19 protein-coding genes are annotated in these 22,132 nt (G+C 72.9%); 10 read left to right on the forward strand and 9 right to left on the reverse strand.

Translation table 11 applies throughout. The features are described from left to right. Positions 1-25: 25 nt before the first annotated feature. On the reverse strand, positions 26-400 hold the full coding sequence (locus tag AC07DS_RS19800; RefSeq protein ID WP_479147132.1) for a four-helix bundle copper-binding protein: 375 nt from the start codon (positions 398-400) through the stop codon (positions 26-28). A gap of 205 nt (positions 401-605) precedes the next feature. Here AC07DS_RS19800 and AC07DS_RS19805 point away from each other — a divergent pair, with 205 nt between their 5' ends. Beyond that, positions 606-971: a DUF6479 family protein gene (locus AC07DS_RS19805; RefSeq protein ID WP_479146992.1), complete on the forward strand. Its 366-nt coding sequence runs from the start codon at positions 606-608 to the stop codon at positions 969-971. A 124-nt stretch (positions 972-1,095) separates the two neighbouring features. Here AC07DS_RS19805 and AC07DS_RS19810 read toward each other — a convergent pair whose 3' ends face one another. The 4 genes from AC07DS_RS19810 to AC07DS_RS19825 form a co-directional block, all read right to left on the reverse strand. Further along, positions 1,096-1,551 (reverse strand): RpiB/LacA/LacB family sugar-phosphate isomerase, encoded by a 456-nt coding sequence (locus tag AC07DS_RS19810; protein ID WP_479146994.1) that lies wholly within the window; start codon positions 1,549-1,551, stop codon positions 1,096-1,098. Between the two features lie 122 nt (positions 1,552-1,673). Next, positions 1,674-2,183, reverse strand: a complete 510-nt coding sequence (locus tag AC07DS_RS19815; RefSeq protein WP_479146996.1) for an inclusion body family protein — start codon at positions 2,181-2,183, stop codon at positions 1,674-1,676. 1 nt (position 2,184) lies between these two features. Beyond that, entirely contained in the window at positions 2,185-4,053 is a 1,869-nt protein-coding gene (locus AC07DS_RS19820) for a thiamine pyrophosphate-binding protein (RefSeq protein WP_479146997.1), read from the reverse strand. After that, the gene (locus tag AC07DS_RS19825; protein ID WP_479146999.1) at positions 4,050-6,122 is read right to left on the reverse strand and encodes a flavin monoamine oxidase family protein; all 2,073 of its coding nucleotides are present in this window, start codon (positions 6,120-6,122) and stop codon (positions 4,050-4,052) included. The genes AC07DS_RS19820 and AC07DS_RS19825 overlap by 4 nt, the downstream gene beginning before the upstream one ends. Before the next feature lie 872 nt (positions 6,123-6,994). Between AC07DS_RS19825 and AC07DS_RS19830 the strand changes: the two genes are divergently transcribed. Both AC07DS_RS19830 and AC07DS_RS19835 read left to right on the forward strand, forming a co-directional pair. Beyond that, a complete protein-coding gene (locus tag AC07DS_RS19830) occupies positions 6,995-8,167 on the forward strand; it encodes a globin domain-containing protein (protein WP_479147000.1) in 1,173 nt (390 codons plus the stop codon). A gap of 169 nt (positions 8,168-8,336) precedes the next feature. Then, entirely contained in the window at positions 8,337-9,467 is a 1,131-nt protein-coding gene (locus tag AC07DS_RS19835) for a nitric oxide synthase oxygenase (RefSeq protein ID WP_479147002.1), read from the forward strand. Positions 9,468-9,655: 188 nt separating this feature from the next. Here the strand turns inward: AC07DS_RS19835 and AC07DS_RS19840 are convergent, their stop codons facing one another. Beyond that, entirely contained in the window at positions 9,656-10,267 is a 612-nt protein-coding gene (locus tag AC07DS_RS19840) for an RNA polymerase sigma factor (protein ID WP_479147004.1), read from the reverse strand. Positions 10,268-10,518: 251 nt separating this feature from the next. Between AC07DS_RS19840 and AC07DS_RS19845 the strand changes: the two genes are divergently transcribed. Beyond that, a complete protein-coding gene (locus AC07DS_RS19845; RefSeq protein ID WP_479147006.1) occupies positions 10,519-11,553 on the forward strand; it encodes a MerR family transcriptional regulator in 1,035 nt (344 codons plus the stop codon). Positions 11,554-12,083: 530 nt separating this feature from the next. Continuing rightward, a complete protein-coding gene (locus AC07DS_RS19850; RefSeq protein ID WP_479147007.1) occupies positions 12,084-13,340 on the forward strand; it encodes an FAD-dependent oxidoreductase in 1,257 nt (418 codons plus the stop codon). Between the two features lie 66 nt (positions 13,341-13,406). On the opposite strand, the gene AC07DS_RS19855 is transcribed toward AC07DS_RS19850, so the two are convergent. Further along, positions 13,407-14,783, reverse strand: a complete 1,377-nt coding sequence (locus AC07DS_RS19855; protein WP_479147008.1) for a cryptochrome/photolyase family protein — start codon at positions 14,781-14,783, stop codon at positions 13,407-13,409. Between the two features lie 5 nt (positions 14,784-14,788). Next, complete coding sequence (locus AC07DS_RS19860; protein ID WP_479147009.1) at positions 14,789-16,399, reverse strand: SDR family oxidoreductase; 1,611 nt, start codon at positions 16,397-16,399, stop codon at positions 14,789-14,791. A gap of 301 nt (positions 16,400-16,700) precedes the next feature. Between AC07DS_RS19860 and AC07DS_RS19865 the strand changes: the two genes are divergently transcribed. The 4 genes from AC07DS_RS19865 to AC07DS_RS19880 all read left to right on the forward strand — a co-directional run bounded on the left by AC07DS_RS19865 (position 16,701) and on the right by AC07DS_RS19880 (position 19,554). Then, entirely contained in the window at positions 16,701-17,132 is a 432-nt protein-coding gene (locus tag AC07DS_RS19865; RefSeq protein WP_468814267.1) for an SsgA family sporulation/cell division regulator, read from the forward strand. Between the two features lie 368 nt (positions 17,133-17,500). Beyond that, on the forward strand, positions 17,501-18,493 hold the full coding sequence (gene dhaK / locus AC07DS_RS19870; protein ID WP_479147011.1) for a dihydroxyacetone kinase subunit DhaK: 993 nt from the start codon (positions 17,501-17,503) through the stop codon (positions 18,491-18,493). Positions 18,494-18,539: 46 nt separating this feature from the next. After that, positions 18,540-19,151 carry a dihydroxyacetone kinase subunit DhaL gene (dhaL, locus tag AC07DS_RS19875; RefSeq protein WP_479147012.1) on the forward strand — a complete coding sequence of 204 codons (612 nt, stop codon included), beginning with the start codon at positions 18,540-18,542 and terminating at the stop codon, positions 19,149-19,151. Further along, positions 19,144-19,554 carry a PTS-dependent dihydroxyacetone kinase phosphotransferase subunit DhaM gene (locus tag AC07DS_RS19880; protein WP_479147014.1) on the forward strand — a complete coding sequence of 137 codons (411 nt, stop codon included), beginning with the start codon at positions 19,144-19,146 and terminating at the stop codon, positions 19,552-19,554. Before dhaL ends, AC07DS_RS19880 begins: the two co-directional genes overlap by 8 nt. 341 nt (positions 19,555-19,895) lie before the next feature. Here AC07DS_RS19880 and AC07DS_RS19885 read toward each other — a convergent pair whose 3' ends face one another. After that, entirely contained in the window at positions 19,896-20,594 is a 699-nt protein-coding gene (locus AC07DS_RS19885; RefSeq protein ID WP_479147134.1) for a glycoside hydrolase family 75 protein, read from the reverse strand. Between the two features lie 423 nt (positions 20,595-21,017). Here AC07DS_RS19885 and AC07DS_RS19890 point away from each other — a divergent pair, with 423 nt between their 5' ends. Next, a complete protein-coding gene (locus AC07DS_RS19890) occupies positions 21,018-22,016 on the forward strand; it encodes a fibronectin type III domain-containing protein (RefSeq protein ID WP_479147015.1) in 999 nt (332 codons plus the stop codon). The last annotated feature ends 116 nt before the right edge of the window (positions 22,017-22,132 follow it).

Raw genomic sequence — 22,132 nt, forward strand, 5'->3', positions numbered from 1 at the left:
GAAATAGGGAATGGCGCGCCGGGGCTCAGTTCAGGGCCGCGATGAAGCCGGTGCACGCCTCGGCACAGGCCCGGCACACCCCTGCGGTCGATTCGGCACCGGGTTGCCCGGCGAAGGCGTCCGCGCAGTCGAGGCAGACCGAGCGGCACCACTCCAGCTGGATCCTGACCCCTTCCTCGTCCCGGCGGTCCTGCTCGGACAGCATCCGGCAGGTGGAGTCGCACACCTCGGCGCACATGATGCCCAGCCGGCGCACGCGGTCCTGGCGCGGCGAACCGATCGGATCCAGGAGACCCGCACGCACCGCACACGCCCTGGCGCACTCCGTGCACGCCTGGGCGCACTCGAAGCGGTCCTCCAGAAACCTGTAGAGCTGCTGTGGAGAAGTCGGCGATGTCACACCGGGCGGGTAGCCGGGCGGGAGCGTCGCAAACACGTTCACCGGGAAGTGGCACTGCCGCCCGGCCGAGGCCGCCCCGCCGGACCACCTGGGCCGCCCCACCGGGACGAGGTGACGCCGCGGCCGGGGCCGGTCCGCCGTCCATGGAGGCGCGGTCACGCAAGGTGTCCGGTTCGTCCCGTTCCGGGCGGGGTATCCCTGTCCTATGAGTACCGCACAGATGCAGCTGGCTGCGGCAAGCGGTCTGATGAGCCTCGTGCTCTTCCTGGTGGCCCTGGCCCTCCTGGCATTCCTCGCCGGCGGCTACTGGATGACGTCCCGCGTCAAGTACCGGGAGTCCCCGCGACCGCGCCCCGAGGAGCAGCCGCACCTGCCACCCGAGGGCCCGGTGCGCGAGGTCCGGCAGAACAGGGAGTCCCAGGAGGTTCCCGAGACCCCCAAGGGCGGTCGTCCGCTCACCCCGTACGAGCTGACCAACATGGACACCAGGCCCAGCGCCTCGAAGGAGCGCCCGCGCTGGAGCAAGGGGTCGAGCGGCTCGTTCGGCGGCGGCGGACTGGGTGCCCACTGAATCCGACCCGACGCCGACACCGAACCCCACGCCCGACACCGCACCCCACGCCCGACACCGGACACCACCCGCACGACACCGAGCGAACGACCCGCACCGGCCCGCGCCGGGGCGCCGTACGCCGCTAGGAGACCTTCCTGGCGGCGTCCAGGCGGCCGACGCGGGCCACGTTCTGCACGTCCTCCGGGTCCTGGCTCGGCTCGGCCGTGAACCAGGCGTCGAGGATCTCCGTCAGCAGCGGTGCGGAGGTGAGCCGCAGGCTGAGCGCCAGGACGTTGGCGTCGTTCCAGCGGCGGGCGCCCTCGGCCGTGCCGGCGTCCGTGCACAGGGCCGCGCGGACGCCCGGCACCTTGTTCGCGGCGATGGAGGCGCCGGTGCCGGTCCAGCAGCAGACGACCGCCTGATCGGACGTGCCCTCGGCGACGTCACGGGCGGCGGCCTCGGAGCAGACCGCCCACTGCGGATCGGCACCGGACCGCAGCGCACCGTGCTCACGCACCTCGTGGCCGCGCCGGCGCAGCTCCTCCACCAAGTGGCGGGCGACGGGTTCGTCCATGTCGGAGGAGACGGAGATCATCATGCGCGGTTCCATCCTCCCGGGCAGGGGAGCCTCGGAGGCCTGGTGACATCCGTTGCGGACGCCGGTCTCGTCGGCTCCCGGCAAGGACGACCCTATCCGACGCCGCCGTCAGGGCCGGACCGTCAGGAGTCCTCGATGGTGATGAAGGGGTCCCACTGGAAGTACCCCTTCAGCTGCCGGTGCCGGTCGAGGATCTGGAAGTAGAAGTGGTACACGACCTTGCCGACGCTCTTCACCGTGGTGCGCCAGTAGTGGTCCTGGTACCTCTGCGTCACGAAGTCCGGACTGCCCTCACTGCCCTCCCTCGGCAGCGGATAGACGCCGTCGACCACCTCGATCTCCGGCGTCCTGATGAGTGCGTGGTCGCGGTCGCTGCTCACGTACCGGTACAGCAGCGCCTTGTGGTCGCTGCCCAGCGACACCGTCGTCTCCCGCCACCGGACGGTGTCCCCGGGCTCGGCGCGCAGGTTCAGCTCGGCGCCCGAAGTGCCGACGATGTGGTCGTGCCGCGTCGTCATGTAGATCAGGCTCTGGTCGACGTAGGTCGGCGCATCGGGATTCCGCGACGCGTTGGGATTCTGCTCGACGATCGTGGAGGCGTCGAAGGCGATCAGCACGTTCAGATCAGCCATTTCATTCCCCCTCGGGATTCGGGATTTCCATGACGAGAGTTCCGGGGGTTTTCGGCACCTTGTACGCCATGGCCCGCGGATAGTCGTGCCGGTCCAGACGGACACGGACCAGGAGGGGTCCGGCGTTGACCGGGTCACGCGGGTCGCCGAGGCGGGCCAGCAGGTCGTCCAGCTCCGTGGGGCGGGCGATGCCGAGACCGCTCGCCGGGGTGTCCTCGCCGGCGAAGACGGCCGCGAGACGGTCGTAGTGCCAGGGGTGCAGGACGTTGTAGAAGTCCGGCTCGGCGGGGTCCTGTCCGGCGAAGTAGGCCGGGTGCACCAGCATCTGCTCGATGCCGTAGAAGGACCCGTTGTCCAGGACGAACACCACCGAGCGCAGCCCGAGTCGGGTGTGCGTGGAGATCTCCTGGCAGGTCTCCTGGAAGGCGCCGTCGCCGACGAACACCATCGGGCGGGCGCCCTCGCGCTCCGGGGCGAGCGCGGCGCCGGTGGCCGCCCCGACCGACCAGCCGATGGACAGCCAGCTGACCTGGGACAGGAAGCCGCCCGCGGACAGCGACAGGTTCATCGAGCCGATGAGGGAGAACGCGGCGTCGGACACGACCGTCCAGTCGTCCGTGGTCTCCCGGCCCAGGAAGTGGTTGACCCGGTCGAACACGCCGTCGTACGTGAGCCGTTCTGCGTCCCGGGACCGCGCACCGCCGACGCTCAGCGAGGCGCGGTACTGCGCCAGGCCGGCGGGGCGGTCGTCCCGCGCTCCCCGGTAGCTGTAGGACTCGGCGTAGTAGTCCGCGGACAGGCCCTCGGAGCCGTACTCCTTGACCAGCGCGTCCTGGAGGGCGGGCAGCAGCTGGGCGAGCCGGACGTCGGGGAAGTAGGAGGTACCGACGCTCACGCCGCCGTGCCCCGCCATCACCCAGTCGGTGCCGACGCTCTGCTCGCCGCCCAGGTTCTTCGACGTGGACCAGGCGCCGAGCCCGATCCGGCAGGTGGCCCACTCCTTGAAGATCGCGTACACGTCCGGGTGACTGGCCTTGCCGTTGTAGACGCCGTGGAACTGCGGCAGGTCCTCGTCCACGACCGCCTTCGCGCCGACGGTCGTGCAGAACGGTACGCCGGTGGCCTCCACCAGTCCGACGAGTTCCCCGCCGAGGCGGTACCGGTCGATCTCCTCGCCGGCCCACACGATCGGGCGGGGCCTGCCGTCCGGGCCGGGGTGCTCCTCGATCTGGGCGAGGATCGCGTGCACGGCCTGGTCCAGCATGGTCTGGTTGCGCTCGCCGAAAGGCCGTTCGCGGCGGACGATCGGCTGCGTCGGCTCGGGGCAGGGCTCGTCCCACAGGTCTTCCATGACCTCCAGGTAGACCGGCCGGCGCTCGGAGACGCACGCGGTGAGCGCGGCGTCGATCTGGGCGGGCGCCAGGCCCGGGTGGGAGATGACCTGTGCGTCCACCGTGACCTGCCGGTAGACGTCCAGGTTGCTCTCGGCACGGGGGCTCATGTGCGAGGTGAGCAGCCCGACGGCGCGGAAGTTCTGCCACTGCTCGTACGGCGGGCAGGCGTTGACGGCGATGAGCGGGACCTGCTCGACGTACGCGCCCCCGCAGGCGCCCAGCAGATTGAACGCGCCCACGCTGTACGTCACCGCCGCCGCGCCCACACCGTGGATGCGGGCGTAGGCGTCGGCGGCCTGGCCCGCGCCGCCCTCGGTCGGAGTGCCGACCCACTCGATGTCGCCCTCGGCCCGCAGGGCGGTGAGGAACGGGCCGAGGTGGTTGCCGGGGACGCCGAACAGATGGGTGATGCCCAACTCGGCCAGCCGCAGGGCGAGATAGCGGGCGACCGTGCAGGCAGGGGTGATCGCGCTCACGAGGACTCCCCTTCCCGGTCCGCACCCGGGGCGTCCTGGTCCGGGCCCTTCCTGTCGGTGACCGGCGGGGCCTGATGGACGGCGACGGCGGCGCGGACGGCGCTCTCCAGGGCGCCCTCGATCCAGGCGTGCTTGAGGGACGTGTGCTCGCCGGCGAAGTGCACCGGGCCCTCGGGCCGGGAGACGTCCAGGTGGAAGCTGGTCATCTGGTGCGCGGTGTAGATCGCGGCCTCGCCGAAGGCGTACGGGTCGCGGGCCCAGCTCTGGGTGGCTCCCCGGCCGGTGAAGAACACCTCGATGCGCCGGCCGTGCACGGCCTGGAGGTTGCGCAGGGCGTAGAGGTAACGCTCCGCGTTCGGCATGGAGTCCCAGCGTGCGGCGTCGTCGGACCAGGAGTACGAGGCGAGGACGACACCGCCGCCCGTGCTGTCCGCGATCGGGTGCGAGGGGTAGTACATGAACCGGTTGGGGTTGTCGGCGGCGGAGCCCCCGCCGAAGCAGTGGGTGGCGGGCCGGACGGCGGGGCCGCGCAGCGGCAGACTGCCGTCGATCCGCCGCATGTCCTCGGTGACGAGGCTGTCCTTGACGGCGGCGCCGAGCAGCCCGGCCTCCGGCTCGGGCAGCGTGGGCACGGACACGGCCTCGGTGTCCGTCTCGTGCGCCCGCCGGTAGTACTCGTACAGGCCGGGCGCGATGCCGTCCAGCGTGTCGCGCCAGTCGTCCTCGGTGAACTCCCACCAGCGGTGGCTGAATTCGAGCAGCACCTTGGTGGCCTGGTCGTAGTGCGTCTCGATGACGGCGCGGCGCTTCTTGTACGACATCGAGGGGACGATCTCCACGAAACGCAGGGCGGAGAACGGAATGGTGACGACCGCCAGGTCCGCCGTCCACAGCCGGGGCAGTTCCTTCGGGTCCTCCTCGTCGACGGTCTGTACGGCCACGCCCCACCCGTCGGGTCCGACCGCCCCGGTGCCGTCGGGGTCGGTGTCACGGCTGGGGTCGTGGTACTCGAGGCGGATCATGCGCTGACCGAGCCGCACCTCGTCGCGCAGGCCCTGGTACAGCGCGTGCGGCAGGCGCCAGCTGCCACCGGGGATCTCCCAGTAGCGGACGGCGGGGTTGATGTCGCTGCGGCTCAGGAAGCTGTGGAAGAAGGAGAGGTAGAGCCGCGAGGACATGTTCTCCAGGGTTCCGACGGCCTCCACGGCCTCGTCGCTGAGCCCGGCGCGGTCGCGCAGGAAGGAGCCCATCGAGTAGCCGTCGAAGTCGCGGATCACCCGCGCCCAGCCTTCGACCCACTCGTCGAACGGCTTGTCGACCCGCTTGCCGTCGACGACGTCGGAGTAGTAGTCGCGCACGCTCTCCAGTGCCTCGTCCACCATCCGCGCGACGGGGGCGCGGACCTCGTCGCCGGTGAGGTGGAAGCCCTCGTTGATCCGCTCGGGACCGGCGGCGTAGTCGGCGCGCCGCACCTGGACGCGGTTGGCGCGGATCCAGGAGTTGCCACGCTTGTCGGGTTCGGCGAAGTCCGGGCTGTCGTCGCCGTACGTCCAGGTCCGGCCGGTGAAGGAGGTGTACGTCACCGGAGGGACCGGCACGTCGGGACCGCTGCCGGTGCGGGGATCGATGTCCACGTTGTAGAACTGGCGGCGGCCGAGCCCCAGTTTGTCGACCAGGGCGAGGACGAGCGGGTGGAAGTCGGGCAGCCGCATGGCCCCGGCCTCGGCGTACTGGGCCGGGTCGGCGAAAGGCTGGTGGTGCTTGGTGGTGCGGAAGGTCTTGATTCGTCCGCCGACACGGTTGGCGTTCGCCTCGAGAATGGTGACGTCGTGCCCGGCGTCCTTGAGCAGCCGGCCTACGACGAGGCCGGTGATGCCGGCGCCGATGACGAGGACCTTCTTGCGCGGGTGACGGGTGCTACCGAGACGGCCCGTGTCTATCAGCGCGTGCAGATATTCGAGCTTGAGGTCTTTTCCGTCGGGTCCGACGAGGAGGAGTTCTCGGGCGAGCCCGAGACAGGTCTGCCAGCGGGCCCGGACGGCGGAGTTGTCCCGTGGAGTGTCGGTCATAGCCTCCGATCGTAGATATGCAAAAACGGTTTCGCGGTTCACCCTGAAGACAAAGTCCTGAAACCACCGACAGGAACGGGTGGCGCAATTTCCACTTGCCTGAATTCCTGACGAGAAGGCAGAAGATCCCTGGGGGACGGGAGGGAAGTCGGATGCAACTGGAACAACAATTCACCCGCGGAATGTGAAGCCCCTGGGGCGAGGATCCGGCCAACATGCACCTGACCGCCGCCACGCCACCTCAGCGCCCCGCTTCACACAGCGTATCGAATTCGCGTTCGACGATCACACGTCCGACGACCGGGGCACCGCCCATCCCTGGGGAGCAGGTCCGTGTCCTGGTTATCCGGATTTACCGACAGAGATCACGTTCAGCTCGGTGAATTCACCTGGTATTACGCTGTCGTGAGTCATTCCTTCTGAATGCGCTTGCAGCGGCGGCGAGGTCGTGCCCATCCCTTGGTTGACGGGTGAAGATTGTGCATTAGGGTGAATGCGTTCCTGCTGATCGCCACCGAACTGCAGGACGCCCCAGGGAGTTCCGCCCTGTCCGTTCCCAAGCCGAATGGCGGACCCTTTCTGGGTGCTGGGTGGGCATCCGGCACAGCGAAACGCCGTGCCGGCCATCGGCCTGTCCCCGGCAGCCGCGACCGGATGCGCAGCGGTCGCGGAGGTCCCCGCTCCCGACTGATCCGACACTGAATTTCCCTCATGGTGAAGACGATTCAATCCAAAACGGGAGGCGCCCGGTGATATTCTCCCGTGCGTCACGAGGACGCCGTGACGCGGCGGATGCCACGGCGCAGTCACCGGAATCGGCAGCGCCTCCCTCCCCTCCCTCACCCCCGGCACCGAGTCCGCTGCCGGACCTCGTGCCGCTGACCGCGGAGGAGATCGCCCTGATGCGCGCGAGCGTGGCGGTGGTGGGCCCGCAAGCAGCGGACATGACGGTGTATTTCTACGCCATTCTGTTCGCGCGCCACCCCGAGGTGCGCGAGCTCTTCCCGGACAACCTGGACGTCCAGCGCGACCGGTTGCTGCGCGGGCTGCTGCAGATCGTCGACCTCGTCGACGACCCGGAGAACCTGATCCGGTTCTGCGGCCGGCTCGGTCGCGACCACCGCAAGTTCGGGGCGCTGGACGGCCACTACCCCGCGGTGGGCGAGTGCCTGCTCGCAGCCCTGGCCCGCTACGCCGGCCCGGCGTGGACCCCGGAGCTGGCCGCCGCTTGGACGCACGGATACGGCGTCGTCGCGCAGGTGATGATGCACGCCGCGGAGGAGGACGCCCGCGCGGCACCCGCCGTGTGGGAGGCGGAGATCATCCACCACCTGCACCGCGGGCACGGCATCGCGGAAATCACCGTGCGGCCCGACGCGCCCTACCCGTACACGGCAGGCCAGTACGCGAGCGTGGAGACGCCCTGGCACCCCAAGGCGTGGCGCTACTACTCGCCCGCGCACGCGCCGCGGACGGACAACACCGTGACGTTCCACGTGCGTGCCGTCGCCCAGGGCCAGGTCAGCCAGGGCCTGGTCTACAGCGCCAAGCCCGGGGACAAGGTGCGGCTCGGACCCACTCAGGGCGACATGACGCTCGACCCGCGCACCGACCGGGATCTGGTCTGCGTGGCCGGCGGGACCGGCATGGCGCCCATCAAGGCCCTGGTCGAGGACGCGGCCCGAACCGGGAGAGAGCGCTACGTCGACGTCTTCCTCGGCGCGCGGACCGCCGAGGAGCTCTACGGCCTGGACGACATGCTCAGGATGTCCCAGCGGCACCACTGGCTCTCGGTGCGGGCAGCGGTGTCGCACGAGCGTATTGCGGGGCTGGAGGGCACTCTGCCGCGGGTGCTCAACGAGTTCGGGCCGTGGTACCGGCACGAGGCGTTTCTCTCCGGGCCGGTGGACATGGTCACGCAGGCCAGCGCCACCCTGGCCCGGCAGGGTATCCCGCAGGAGCGGATCCATTTCGACCCCTTCGACGTGCCTGCGCTCGAGGCCGCGTTGCTGCCCAGGCAGTTGCGGGAACCGCCCGAGAACTGAGAGTCCGGCCCGATCCGGCCGACCCGGCCCCGGCCTTGCGGCCACTCACTTGCCGCACCCGCCCGCCGGAATCGGCTTCGCCCCGTCCGCTCCCGACCGAGCGGCCGCCGGACCACCGCCGGCGCGCCGGGACCGTGTGAGCACCAGACCCCGAGCAGGAGAGAACCCGGTGCAACTCCCCCCTTCGTCCGCCCCGGCCGGGCACCGCCCGCCGGCGCACGAGGCCGTCCTTGCGGCCGCCGAGGTGTTCATCCACCAGTACGCCGCCGAGAACCCGGGCGACGGCGATCCGCGCCGGCGGCTCGCGGAGATCAACGCGGAGGTGGAGCGCTTCGGCACGTACGAACACACCCCGGCGGAGCTGGCGTTCGGAGCACGGGTGGCCTGGCGCAACGCGGCGCGCTGCATAGGCAGGCTCTACTGGAACAACCTGATCGTGCGGGACCTGCGGCATGTCACGCATCCCGACGACATCGCCGGTGAGTGCTTCGAGCATCTGCGGATCGCGACCAACGGAGGCCGCATCCGGCCCGTCATCAGTGTCTTCGCCCCCGATCGCCCCGGCCGCCCCGCCGCCACACTGCTGGGCGAGCAGTTGGTGCGCTACGCGGACGACCCGCGCAGTGCCCACCGGGTGGCGCTGGCCCGGGACTTGGGCTGGAAGGGCGGCGAAACCCCCTTCGAGGTGCTGCCGTTGCTGGTGCGGTCCGCCGGCGCGACGCCGCAGTTCTACGAGGTGCCCGAGGACGCCGTACTGGAGGTGCCGTTGACGCATCCGTCCCATCCGGGGTTCGCCGACCTCGGTCTGCGCTGGTACTCGGTGCCGGCCGTCAGCGACATGTCGCTGGAGATCGGCGGGATCACGTACCCGGCCGCGCCCTTCAACGGCTGGTACATGGGCACCGAGATCGGCTCGCGCAACCTCGCCGACACCGACCGCTACAACCTGCTGCCCGCCGTCGCCGAGCTGTTCGGCCTCGACACCCGCGACGAGCGCACCCTGTGGCGGGACCGCGCCCTGGTCGAGCTGAACCTGGCGGTCCTGCATTCCTACGGGAAGGCGGGGGTGAGCATGGCCGACCACCACACGGAGTCGCGGCGGTTCCTCGCGCACGTGGACCGCGAGAAGCGGCACGGGCGATCGGTGCCGGCCGACTGGAGCTGGATCGTCCCGCCCCTGTCCGGAGGCGCGACCGCGGTGTTCCACCGCTACTACGACCCCGAGGATCCCGACCTGCGGCCCGCCTTCGTACACCGGACCGCAGGGGTACCGCATAGATGCCCCTACGGCGCGGTCTAGCTCCACACGCCGCCGTCCTGGGAACCCTGCGGGAGCTGCGGAGCCGTCCAGGCCTGACGGTCCTGTTCATCAGCCACGGTCTCACCGCCGTACGGCAGGTCGCGGACGACATCGCCGTCAGGCGCCTGGGCAGATCGGCGACCGCTCTCCCCTCTCCCGGAGTGTCGAACTTGCATCGATCGTGTGCGTCAGGCCGCCGCGACGCCCGAGTCCTCGAGGCAGCGGCGGAGGTGGTCGAGGCCGCGCCGGGTGTGACTCTTGACCGTGCCGATCGGCCAGCCGGTGATCCGGGCGATCTGTGCCTGCGTCAGGTCCTCGTAGTAGGCCAGGTGCAGCACCTGCCGCTGCGGGAAGCTGAGTTGCCGCAGCGCGCGGCCCACGACCAGCCGGTCGAGCGCGTCCTCGGGTTCGCCGGCGGCGTCGCGGCCCAGCACCAGGGGCAGTCCGGCGGCCGCGGCGTCGAGCCGGGCGCGTCGCGCCCGGGCCGCCATCGCGTCGGCCACCTTGCGCCGGGTGATCCCGACGAGCCAGGCGGCCGGTGTTCCGCGCTCCGGAACGTATCCGTGCCGTCCGCGCCAGGCGTCGGTGAACACCTGCTGGGTCACGTCCTCCGCCTCCCGTGCGTCACCGAGCGCCTGCTGGGCGAGTCCGTGGACCAGCCCGCCCCACCGCCGGTGGAGCGCCGACCAGGCGGCGTCGTCGGCGGACAGCGCGATGCCGTCCGCGACGTCCGGTGGCGGATCGGCGAGACCGGGCCCGATGGTGGTGACGGAGCTCGGTGCGGCCGGAATACGGTCCATGACCACGTCTCTCCTCGTGAACCGGGCGGGCGTCGCCGGTCGGGCGCGACACTCACCCGGTGAGCGGTGCGGCCTCGGGCCCACCGCGCCGTACATGCCGTTGTCCTGCGTTTTCAGCGTGCGCCCCGGACAAAGCCGCCCACAACTCGCATCGGTCTCGCATCGTTTAATCTGGAAGCAGGAGCACCCGGAAGCAGCGGCACGCGGACGGACGAGCTCGCGAGCCCTACGGAGCGGCGGGGGTGACGGTCATGAGCGACGCGACGGAGGCGGCCGGGCTGACCACGGGCGCGGTGGCCCGCCGGCTGGGCGTCTCCCCCACCACCCTTCGCTCCTGGGACCGCCGCTACGGCCTGGGTCCCACGGAGCGGTCGCAGGGACGCCACAGGCGTTGGAGCCCGCAGGACGTGGCGATGGTCGAGGAGATGTGCGGGCTGGCGGCAGCGGGCGCTCCCCCGGCCGAGGCGGCTCGGGTGGCCCGTCTCAGGTACGGCGAAGGGGCTTCCCCCCGCCCCGCCCCGGCCGGTTCCACCGGCAGCCCGCCGCCGGCACCGCCGCTCCGGGAGGACGCCCGCCGCGGCGGTGCCGGCGGGGGGCTGCCGCTCGGCGACGTGCGCCAGGAGTGCCGGGGGCTGGCCCGGGCCGCGGTGCGGCTGGACTCTCCCGAACTGGAGAGCAGGCTGCTGCACGCGGTCGGGGAGCACGGACTGACCATGGCGTGGGAGGAGGTGATGGTGCCGACACTGCGCGCGGTGGGCCGCAAGTGGGAGTCCTCGGGCGACCGTTACGTGGAGGTGGAGCACCTGCTGTCCTGGCAGATCTCCACCGCCCTGCGCCGTGCGCCGCTGGTGCTGCCGCGGGCGGCGGAGCCCGTCGGCACCGAGCCGGTGGTGCTGGCGTGCGCACCCGGCGAGCAGCACTCGCTGCCGCTGGAGGCGCTCGACGCGGCGCTGGACGAACTCGGCGTGCCTACGCGGATGCTGGGCGCCGCCGTACCGGTGGAGGCGCTGCTGGCCTGTGTCCGGCGCACCGGCCCGGCCGCCGTCGTGTTGTGGGCGCAGACCCGCTCGGCGGCTTCGGCGCCGCTGGCCCGGCATGTCGCGGACCTGCAGTGGGGAGCTGCGGGCGCCCGCAGGGGGCCCTTCGTCCTGCCGGCGGGCCCGGGCTGGGACCGGCGGGGGGCCGGCGGATTCCCTCGGTGCGCGAGTCTGCGCGAGGCCGTCCGGACGCTGCGCGGCCTGTACGGCACGGACGGCGCCGTACGCGGCCCGGCGGAGCGAGACTGAACGCCGAACGCCGGCCACGGCCAGGGCTGCCCCGCCGCGGGCGGCGCACGGCGAAGAGACAACCCGGCGCGTCGGCTCGGCCTGGAAGGCGTCCCGCGACATGCAGGGCCCGGCGAGGTTCGGCGTAGGCGGTTCGTCGCGCCACGGACCGCCCGCCGCGTGGCGGATCACCGGACGCAGCAGCGGGGCGGCCCGGCGTACGAGGGCGGACCCTGGCCTTTCCGGGGTCCACGACGGCCGGCTCCACGACCGCCGTGCACGGCCGGCCCGGCGTCCGGTCCGAGCGGTGTCGCCACGCGGTGGGCGGCGGCACGCGCCGGGGGGCGGCCGGTGGGAACGGGCGGGACACTCCCGGGCTGCTTCGGCGAGTGCCGGGACGAACGGGCCGCGTGAGACGTCGCGGCCCCGGATACCCGGGTACGGCGAACAGCAGCACGCTGCCGCGCCCCGCATCCATCCGGCCGGGTGCGGGCGAAGAGTGACCGGGCGCGGGCCGCCGCGCCCGGCCGGCGACGACCCGAGGGAGCGAGATGAACAACCGGAACCCGTACCGCGCGCGGTGGGACGTCGTCGTCGTCGTCGGCGCGGGACCCGCCGGACTGGCCTGTGCCCGGGACCTCCTCGCGGCGGGGCTGCGGGTACGGCTGCTGGAGGCCGGGGACCGGCCCGGCGGCCGGATGCGCACCGACCTCGTGGCGGGGTGCACCGTGGACCGTGGCTTCCAGGTCTTCAACACCGCCTATCCCCAGGTACGGCTCCGGGTGCCGATGCGGCGGCTGCGGCTGCGCCCCTTCACGCCCGGCTTCCTGGTGCGTGACGGCGACCGGCTGCGCAGGTTCGCCGACCCCACCCGGGCGCCCCGGCAAGCCGCGGCGGGACTGACCGACGGGCTGGCCGGGCCGCGCGACCTGGCCGCCCTGGCCGCGCTGACCGGCTGGGACGCCCTCGCCCCCGCGGCGCTGCTGCGGCGCGGGCGGGACACCACGACACGGCGGGCGCTGTCCCGGGCAGGCTTCACCGACGCATTCGTGGAACGGTTCTTCCGGCCGTTCCTGTCCGGGGTGTTCCTGGAGGAGGACCTGGAGACCTCGAGCCGCTTCTTCCATCTCGTGTGGCGGAGCATGGCCCGCGGCACCCTCTGCCTGCCGGCCGACGGCATCGGAGCCGTGCCCGGACTGCTGGCGTCCCGGCTCCGGCCCGGCGCCCTGGCCCTGGAATCGCCGGCGACGGCCCTGACGGACGAGGGCGTCCTCGTGGACGGGGACCGGCCCGTGGCGGCGCGGGCGGTGGTCGTGGCAGCGGGGCCGGGTGCGGCGGCCCGCCTGCTGCCGGGCCTGCCCGTGCCGCCGTACCGCACGGTCACCACCTACTACCACCTCGCCGCCCGCTCACCCCTGCGCGAGCCGACGCTGGTGACGGACGCGCGGGGGCGCTTCGCCGGCAGCTGCGTCATGAGCGAGCTGCACCCCGGGCACGCCCCACGCGGATACGCGCTCGTGGCCACGTCGGTGCTCGGCGGTGGCATCGGGGGCAGGGAGACGGCTGTCCGGGCGGCCCTCGCCGAGTGCTACGAGACCGACACCTCCGGCTGGGACCTGATCGCGACCCGCACGGTGGAGGAGGCACTGCCCGTGATGCCGCCGGGGCTGCCGCTCAGCCGACGCAGCCGGGCCGGACCGGGCCGGTACGGGTGCGGCGACCACCGCGCGACGGGCTCGGTGCAGGGTGCACTGGCATCGGGAGCCCGGGCGGCCCGGGAGGTGGCGGCGGACCTGACGGGCGGGTGACACCGGTACCGCCGGGCGGCCGTGCGCAGGGCGCGGCCGCGCGGCTCACGGCTGCCTGCCCGCCGGTCACGGCTGCTTGCCGCGGGCCCGGCGGAAGCGGTCGAGTCCGTCGGACAGTTCGACGATCGGGTCGGGATAGTCGAGGGCGGCGCGGTCCAGGCCCGGCAGCTTCCACGGCTCGTGCACGGCCGGGGCTTCGACGTCGGCGAGTTCGGGGACCCAACGGCGCACATAGGTGCCCTCCGGGTCGTACTTCTTGGCCTGCGTGACCGGGTTGAGGACCCGGTTGGGGCGGGTGTCGGTGCCGGTGCCGGCCATCCACTGCCAGTTGAGCTGGTTGTTGGCCACGTCGCCGTCGACCAGCCAGTGCAGGAAGTGGTCTGCGCCGATCCGCCAGTCGACGTAGAGGGTCTTGGTGAGGAAGCTGGCGGTGAGGAGCCGGGCGCGGTTGTGCATCCAGCCCTCCTGGCGCAGCTGTCGCATGGCCGCATCGATGACCGGATAGCCGGTGCGGCCCTCGCGCCAGGCGTCGATGTCGGCGCCGGCGGTGCGCTCCGTGCGCCAGCGGTCGCGCTTGGTGCGGTAGTCGGCGCGGGCCGTCCAGGGACGCGCGGCGAGCACCTGCCGGTGGAAGTCACGCCAGGCGAGCTGCCGTACGAACGCCTCGGCACCGGCGCCGCCACGCCGGCGGGCGCGGTGCACGAGTTCCGACGGGGACAGGGTGCCGAAGTGCAGGTGGGCGGAGAGGCGCGAGGTGGCGTCGGCGGCCAGGTCGTCGCGGGCGGTGTCATAGGCGTCCAGTCCGCGGCGCCAGTAGGCGGTCGCCTGCTTGCGGGCCTCGCTCTCCCCGCCGGGCGGCAGATCCGGGGACGTCCCGGTGGTCCCGTCCTGCTCGGGGACCTGCTCGCCGCGCACCTCGTCGGACACGGGCACCCGGCGCGGCGCGCCGACGACCGGCCGCAGCGGCACCTGCGTCCACTGCCGGTAGTACGGGGTGAAGACGGCGAAGTGGTCGGAGGACGCGGGGGTCACCACGCCGGGCGGTACGGCGACGGTGACCGCGTCGTGCACGAACAGCCGGCAGCCCGTCCGCTCCAGAGCGGAGCGCAGCCGTTGTTCCCGGCACACGGCGAACCAGCTGTGCTCGGCCGACATGTGCACCTCGTCGGCGTCCGCCTCGGCCACCACCCGGCACACCTCCTCCACCGGGTCGCCGGAGCGCACCACGAGCCGGCCGCCCCGCTCGCGCAGCGAGGCGTCCAGGTCCGCCAGGCAGCCGTCGAGGAAGGCGCGGCGGTTGGGCGCGGCGAACCCGGCTGCCTCGACGGCCAGGTCCCGCACGAACAGCGGGACGACGGCGTCGGCCGCCTCCAGGGCCGCACACAGCGGCGGATGGTCGTGCAGGCGCAGGTCGGCGGTGAACAGGACGACCGAGACGTGCATGTGCGTCAGCTTCTTCCGGGTGGGCGTCGGGAACCGGTACGGAGGTCTTCGGCCGTGACAGGCCTGGTGGACGCAGTCGTCCCGTGCCCGTCCCCCCGGGGTGCCAGGCGTTCGGCGGCACGGACGATGTTGCGGGCCATGCCGCCGAAGACGACGGCGTGGAACGGCGAGACGCTCCACCAGTACAGGTGGCCGAGCAGCCCTCGCGGGTGGAACAAGGCCCGCTGCCCGTACTGGAGGGGCCCGTGGCCGTCGCCGTCCACAGCCATCTCCAGCCAGGCCAGGCCGGGCAGCCGCATCTCGGCGCGCAGCCGCAGCAGGCGACCGCGTTCGATCTCCTCGACTCGCCAGAAGTCCAGCGAGTCGCCGACCCGCAGGCGCCGGGCGTCACGGCGTCCCCGGCGCAGGCCCACGCCGCCGACCAGGCGGTCCAGATGGCCTCGTACCGCCCAGGCGAGCGGGAAGGAGTACCAGCCGTTCTCCCCGCCGATGCCCTCGATGACCTCCCACAGCACCTCGGGCGGGACGTCGGCGTCGCGTCGGCGCACGTCGGTGTAGAGACTGCCGCCCGCCCAGTCGGGGTCGGTGGGCAGCGGGTCGCTGGGGGCGCCGGGCACGGAGGCCGACGACCAGCGGGTGGTGACCTGGGCGTCGCGGATGCGCTGCAGGGCGAGGGCGACGGCGCGGTCGAAGCCGACCGGGTGGCCGGGCGGGCTGGGCACGTATCGTCGGATGTCGTGCTCGCGGCACACCACCTCGTGCCGCAGGGACTCCGTCAGGGGACGTGCGAGCGAGGCGGGGACCGGTGTCACCAGCCCGACCCAGTGGCTGGACAGGCCGGGGGTGAGGACCGGGACGGGCACGATCAGCCGCCGGTGCAGGCCGGCCACGGCGGCGTAGCGGCGCATCATGTCGAGGTACGTCAGCACGTCCGGGCCGCCGATGTCGAAGGTGCGGTGCACCTCGCGGGGCAGGCGTGCGCAGCCGACGAGGAGGCGCAGGACGTCGCGTACGGCGATCGGCTGGATCCTGGTGTGCACCCAGCGCGGGGTGACCATCACGGGCAGCCGCTCGGTGAGGTAGCGCAGCATCTCGAAGCTGGCGGAGCCGGAGCCGATGATGACGGCGGCGCGGAGCACGGCCGTGGGCACGCCCGAGGCGAGCAGGACGCGGCCGACCTCGGCGCGCGAGCGCAGGTGCGGTGACAGTTCGCGCTCGGGTACCGCACCGGGGGTCAGCCCGCCCAGGTAGACGATGCGGCCGACGCCGGCCCGCCGGGCCTCCTCGCCGACGACGTGGGCCGCCTCGCGGTCGGTGTCCTCGAATCCGCGCCCGGTGCCGAGGGCGTGCACAAGGTAGTAGGCCACGTCCACGCCGTCCATCGCCCGCGCCACCGACCGGGCCTCGGTCACGTCGCCCTGCACGACCTCCACCCGGCCGGCCCAGGGGTGGTCACGCAGTCTGCGCGGGGTGCGGACCAGGCAGCGCACCCGGTGGCCCGCGTCGAGCAGCTCCGGCACCAGTCGTCCGCCGATGTACCCGGTCGCACCGGTCACCAGGCATGTCAGGCCGCCGTCCGCCGGCTGCCCGGTCCCAGTGGTGTCGTGGTCGCCCATGGCCGGTTCCACCGCCCGCCTGTTCGTCGCCCGCCGCTGTCGCGGCCCTCACCCGTCTCTTCCGTGTGAGCCGGACTGCCGGATGCGCCGACCGGCCCGGCTCGTCCCCTGGTGGCAGCGGCGCCCATCACCTCGCGGGATACGACCCACGCGTCCGCATCCGCTCCGCGGCGCCGTGCGGAAGTGGGAGTGGGAGTGGGGGCAGCTTCGGGCTTGCGGTGGAGCGCACTGTCGCTGTCGCGCCCGGAGGTCCGCCCCCGGTATGCGACAGAGTCCGCGTTGCACTCACTTGGGAGGCGCCATGCACTCGACCGGCCGGACAGAGCGCCTGCACACCGACTTGACCATCCATCTGGTCCTCAGCGCCACCGAGGCCGTCCCGATCGAGGTTCGTTTCAGTTACGACTCCGCCGATCCGCTCGCCGTCCGGCTGGACTTCCGCGGCGGCCCCGAGACCGTCGCGCCCTGGCTGTTCTCGCGGGACCTGCTGTACACGGGTCTGCGCGCCCCCTCCGGCGAGGGCGACGTCCGCGTCTGGCCACCCTGCCGCTGCCATGGATCCACCACGGTGCGGATCGTCCTGCGCGGTAGGGGCGGGGCCGCCGCACTGTACGTACCGGCAGCCGCATTCCGGGGCTGGCTGACCGAGACCTTCGAGGCGGTACCCGCCGGTGCGGAGGGCTCCCACCTGCACTGGGACGACGTCGTGGCGGAACTGCTGCGCCGTGACTGACCGGTGGCAAGGGCTCCGGGCAGTGTCCGTCCCGTGCGGCGCTCCCCCGCACGAGCAGCGAGTACAGGGGGCCGACCGGACGCTACGCACGGTGAAGCCGCACGATCGCAGGTGACCTTCGCTGCCGCAAGGTCGATACTGCCAATAGACGGGGCGGGCGACCACCTGTGCCAGGTGGCCGTCGGCACCTGACAGCCCGTGACCGACGTCAGTACCGAGCCGGCGACAGACCCGCCACGCCCTGCCCCGGACCGCCAGGAACAGCGACGAACGCAACGAACCGCCCGGATCAAGAACTGCCCTCAGCGCCGGTGATCTGCGACGAAGCAGGTCCTGAGCCCCAGAGCCGAGCTCACGAGGAGACACCCATGAGGATGCTGATCAACGTCCCGGAGACCGTGGTGGCAGACGGGCTGCGGGGTATGGCGGCCGCGCATCCCGATCTGACCGTGGACGTGGAGAACCGGGTGGTCGTCCGTCGGGACGCTCCCGTGGCCGGGCAGGTCGCGCTGGTCTCCGGCGGCGGGTCGGGGCACGAGCCGCTGCACGGCGGATTCGTCGGTCCGGGCATGCTCTCGGCGGCCTGTCCCGGGGAGGTGTTCACCTCGCCGGTGCCGGACCAGATGGCCCGCGCCGCGGCCGCCGTCGACAGCGGGGCCGGCGTGCTGTTCATCGTGAAGAACTACACCGGCGACGTGCTCAACTTCGACATGGCGGCCGAACTCGCCGAGGACGAGGGCATCCAGGTCGGGAAGGTGCTGGTCAACGATGACGTGGCGGTCACCGACAGCCTGTACACGGCCGGCCGGCGCGGCACCGGCGCGACCCTGTTCGTGGAGAAGATCGCGGGTGCCGCGGCGGCCGAGGGGCAGCCGCTGGAGCGGGTCGAGGCCGTCGGGCGCCAGGTGAACGAGAACGCCCGCAGCTTCGGTGTCGCGCTGAGCGCCGTCACCACACCGGCCAAGGGCTCTCCGACCTTCGATCTGCCCTCCGGCGAGCTGGAGTTGGGCATCGGCATCCACGGCGAGCCGGGCCGGGAGCGGCGGGCGATGATGACCTCCGGGGAGATCGCCGACTTCGCGGTGCACGCCATCCTGGAGGACATGTCTCCGCGCAACCCCGTACTGGTCCTGGTCAACGGCATGGGCGCCACCCCGCTGCTGGAGCTGTACGGCTTCAACGCCGAGGTGCAGCGGGTGCTCGGCGAGCGGGGCGTGACCGTGGCCCGCACCCTTGTCGGCAACTACGTCACCTCCCTCGACATGGCGGGCGCCTCGGTCACGCTGTGCCAGGTCGACGAGGAACTGCTGCGGCTGTGGGACGCGCCGGTGAAGACCCCGGCGCTGCGCTGGGGGATGTGACCCGGCGAAGGAAGCGGTCAACACCCCTACGACGCAAGGAGATCCAGTGCTCGACGCCGATTTCTTCCGCCGTTGGATGACGGCGACCGCCGCGTCCGTCGACCGGGAGGCGGAACGGCTCACGGCCCTCGACTCGGCCATCGGGGACGCCGACCACGGCAGCAACATGCAGCGCGGGTTCACCGCCGTCCTGGCCAGTCTGGAGGAGGAGGCACCGGCCACCCCGGGCGCGGTGCTGGTCCTGGCCGGGCGCCGGCTGATCTCGACGGTCGGCGGGGCGGCCGGGCCGCTGTACGGCACCCTGCTGCGCAAGGCGGGCAAGGCGCTCGGGGACGCCCCCGAGGTCAGCGAGAAGCAGCTGGCCGAGGCGCTCAGGGCGGGCGTGGACGGGGTGATGGCGCTGGGTGGTGCGGCCCCCGGTGACAAGACCATGATCGACTCCCTCGTCCCCGCCGTGGACGCGCTCGGCGACGGCTTCGGTGCGGCACGGTCGGCCGCGGAGGAGGGCGCCGCGGCCACCGTTCCGCTGCTGGCCCGCAAGGGCCGGGCCAGCTATCTCGGCGAGCGCAGTATCGGGCACCAGGATCCGGGGGCCACGTCGTCGGCCCTGTTGATCGCGGGCCTGGAGGAAGCGGCTTCGGGAGCGTCCGGTGAATGACGGGAAACTGGTCGGGATCGTGCTGGTGTCGCACAGCGCGGAGGTCGCGTCCTCCGTCGCCGAGCTGGCGAAGGGCCTGGCGGGCGGGGCCACCGCGGTACCCGTCGCCGCGGCGGGCGGCACCGAGGGAGGCGGGCTCGGCACCAGCGCCGAGCTGATCTCCGCGGCGGCCGCGTCCGTGGACCGGGGTGTCGGGGTCGCCGTCCTCACCGACCTCGGCAGTGCGGTGCTCACCGTCAAGGCGCTGCTCGCCGAGGGTGATGAACTCCCGGACGGCGCACGGCTGGTGGACGCTCCGTTCGTCGAGGGGGCGGTGGCTGCGGTCGTCACGGCGGCCACGGGAGCGGACCTCGACGCGGTGGAGGCGGCGGCAGCGGAGGCGTACAGCTACCGCAAGGTGTGATCGCGCGGGTCCAGGGGGCAGAGCTTCCTGGACCCCCGGCCCGGCGGGCACAGCGGGCCCACCGGGCCCATGCCGACGCGGTCGGCGCCGGGCGCCCTCGGCGGTCGACGCGGACGGGGCGGCCGGGACGGTGCGGGCGGCCCGGGAGACGGCCTTGCCGCCCGCCGATCGTGAGCGCCGCCGCGGCCGGCCTGCGCGGCAGCGCGGCCTGCGCCGCCCGCACGGCGTCCGAGCACGGCGCGGCAGGTCCGGCGAAGTACCTGGCCGTGCCGCACCGGAACCAGGGCACGCTGCCCGTGGACAGCGGCTGGGCCGCCGTCCGGGCCCGCGTCCCGCCGGTCTCAGTGCTTGGCCTGCACGAACTGCCGGGCGAGCCGCTCCCCTCTCTCCACCGCCGCCCGGTGGTCCTCGATGGGGTCGACGTCGGAGTCCTTGAAGACGATGTACGTGACGCCGGAGGGGACTCCGCCGTTGCGCGGGTCGGGTCTGATGCCGAGGCCCCGGGCGGTGGCGTAGGAGGCCTCGCCGATGATGTCCCGCGGACCGGTGTCGCCGACCACCGCGTACTGCACCCGGCCCTGGTAGATCACGGCCGCCACCGCGCCGCCCCGGACGCCCTGCACACGGGGGTTCCAGATGCCGCTGGGAGCCGGGATCACGATGTAGGGAAGGGACGCGGCGTTCAGATGGCGGCCGTCGGACTGCTGGTAGGCGGTGGCGGCGGAGAACATCGGGTCGGTACGGCGGTTGCAGCGGGTGGTGGGCCGTCCGTCGCAGTCGACGTCCAGGTCGGCCTTCCAGAACACCGCCTTGCGGGTGCCGCAGACGGGGACGATCGCACGGGTACTGCCGTCGGTTCGGTAGCGGCCCCTGGAGACCTGGGTGCAGGAACGCACCCGGTCCAGCAGGTCGGCGGCGGTCACGGAGCCCTCGGTGCGGACCGCGGGCCCCGGCCAGGGCGGGACGGCGGCGGCGGGCAGCGGCGTCGGGGCGAGCAGGGCGGCGCCGGCCGTGGCCAGCGTCAGCGACTGGGCACGCACTCTGAGGGACTCTCTCCTCTGGAACATTCCGGACACCTTGCCCAAAGTGGTGTCGGGGGGCTAGCACAGCCACCCCTATAGGGCCGGATGGAGCACTCTGCTGACGCCCTGTGAGAAAGCAACAGGGGCCGGGGGGGGGGGGGGGGGGGGGGGGGGGGGGGGGCCCCCCCCCCCCCCCCCCCCCCCCCCCCCCCCCCCCCCCCCCCCCCCCCCGCCCGCGTCGGCGCGGGTTCGGCGACGACAGCGTTTCCGCGCCACAAGCATGAACTTCCCTTCCCTCTCGGGGAGTTCATCCCTAGGGAACCCTCAGCATACGTAACTCCCGCGGATGGTCACCAACACGGCCCCCTTGCTTCGGCCGCACACGCCGGGCATATTGGTCCGGACCTTTGCCCGTGATGCCGTCTCCAGGGAGGCAGCGCCGTGCGACGCGTTCCCCTCCGGCCCGTGCTGGCCTGCGGCGCCCTGGTGCTGGCCGCGTCCTGCGGCTGGAGCGGTGCGGCCGACGGCGACGGCGGGCGGGCGCCCGGCGCTCCGACGGGCGTCACCGCCGCGGCCGGGAGCGCCACCAGCGTGCACGTCATGTGGAACGCGGTGCCGGACCGGCCTGGGATCCGCACCTACGAGGTGTATCGCGGCTCCACGAAGGTCACCGAAGTCCCGGGCTCGCAGCACATGGTGGACGTCACCAGGCTCAGGCCGTCCACCCTGTACGCCTTCACCGTGCGGGCCCGGGACAGGGACGGCCGGCTCGGGCTGCCGAGCCGTGAGGTGCGGGCACGGACGCCGGCCGTGACGGCGGCGGACCGCTCGGCCCCCACCCGCCCGCTGCGGCCGACCGGCCGGCCGGTCGGCAGCCGGGCGGTCCAGCTGTCCTGGGCCGCCTCCCGGGACGACAGGGGCGTGGTGTCGTACGACGTCTACCAGGGCGACGCGAAGATCCACAGCGTCGGCGGCGGCCAGACCGCGACCGTGGTCACCGGGCTGCGTCCTGGCACCCGTTATGTCTTCACCGTGCGGGCGCGCGACGCGGCCGACAACCTCTCGCCCGCGAGCGCGCCGGTCCGGATCCGCACGCCGGGCACCGACGACGGCCGGGACACCGCGCCGGCCGGGTTCAGCGCCGCGACCCACCGCTCCGCCGGGGCCTACTACATCGACCTCGCCTGGGATCCGCCGCGCGTGGACGGGGTGATCACCGAGTACCAGATCCGGCTGGACGGCACCAATGCCACCTCCCTGGTGTGGGGCGGCGATCCGCCGCGCGGCCGGGCCCGCTACAGCTTCTACGTCGGGCGGGACGCGGGGGCGGAGCACCGGGTGCGGCTGCGGGCGCGGCTGCCGGACGGCACCTGGGGCGGGTTCTCGGCGGAGCGGACCGTGACCACAGGCGCGGACCCGGGCGCGGGCGCGGGCGGCTGACGATCGGTGGGCCGGAACCGGCCCGCACCGGACCGGCGAATCCCGTCGGCCGTCACCTGACCGGGTGCAGTCCGCGTGCGCCGGGGTCCGGGGCCGCGTTTGCTGCCCTTGAGGGC

Source organism: Streptomyces sp. NPDC044064 (assembly GCF_056434245.1).

Bases quoted from the DNA above. Each gene is read 5' to 3' on its own strand.
- AC07DS_RS19805 (WP_479146992.1), top strand. From the start codon at position 606: ATGAGTACCGCACAGATGCAGCTGGCTGCGGCAAGCGGTCTGATGAGC.
- AC07DS_RS19810 (WP_479146994.1), bottom strand. From the start codon at position 1,551: ATGATGATCTCCGTCTCCTCCGACATGGACGAACCCGTCGCCCGCCAC.
- AC07DS_RS19815 (WP_479146996.1), bottom strand. From the start codon at position 2,183: ATGGCTGATCTGAACGTGCTGATCGCCTTCGACGCCTCCACGATCGTC.
- AC07DS_RS19825 (WP_479146999.1), bottom strand. From the start codon at position 6,122: ATGACCGACACTCCACGGGACAACTCCGCCGTCCGGGCCCGCTGGCAG.
- AC07DS_RS19840 (WP_479147004.1), bottom strand. From the start codon at position 10,267: ATGGACCGTATTCCGGCCGCACCGAGCTCCGTCACCACCATCGGGCCC.
- AC07DS_RS19845 (WP_479147006.1), top strand. From the start codon at position 10,519: ATGAGCGACGCGACGGAGGCGGCCGGGCTGACCACGGGCGCGGTGGCC.
- AC07DS_RS19850 (WP_479147007.1), top strand. From the start codon at position 12,084: ATGAACAACCGGAACCCGTACCGCGCGCGGTGGGACGTCGTCGTCGTC.
- AC07DS_RS19855 (WP_479147008.1), bottom strand. From the start codon at position 14,783: ATGCACGTCTCGGTCGTCCTGTTCACCGCCGACCTGCGCCTGCACGAC.
- AC07DS_RS19860 (WP_479147009.1), bottom strand. From the start codon at position 16,399: ATGGGCGACCACGACACCACTGGGACCGGGCAGCCGGCGGACGGCGGC.
- AC07DS_RS19865 (WP_468814267.1), top strand. From the start codon at position 16,701: ATGCACTCGACCGGCCGGACAGAGCGCCTGCACACCGACTTGACCATC.
- dhaK (WP_479147011.1), top strand. From the start codon at position 17,501: ATGAGGATGCTGATCAACGTCCCGGAGACCGTGGTGGCAGACGGGCTG.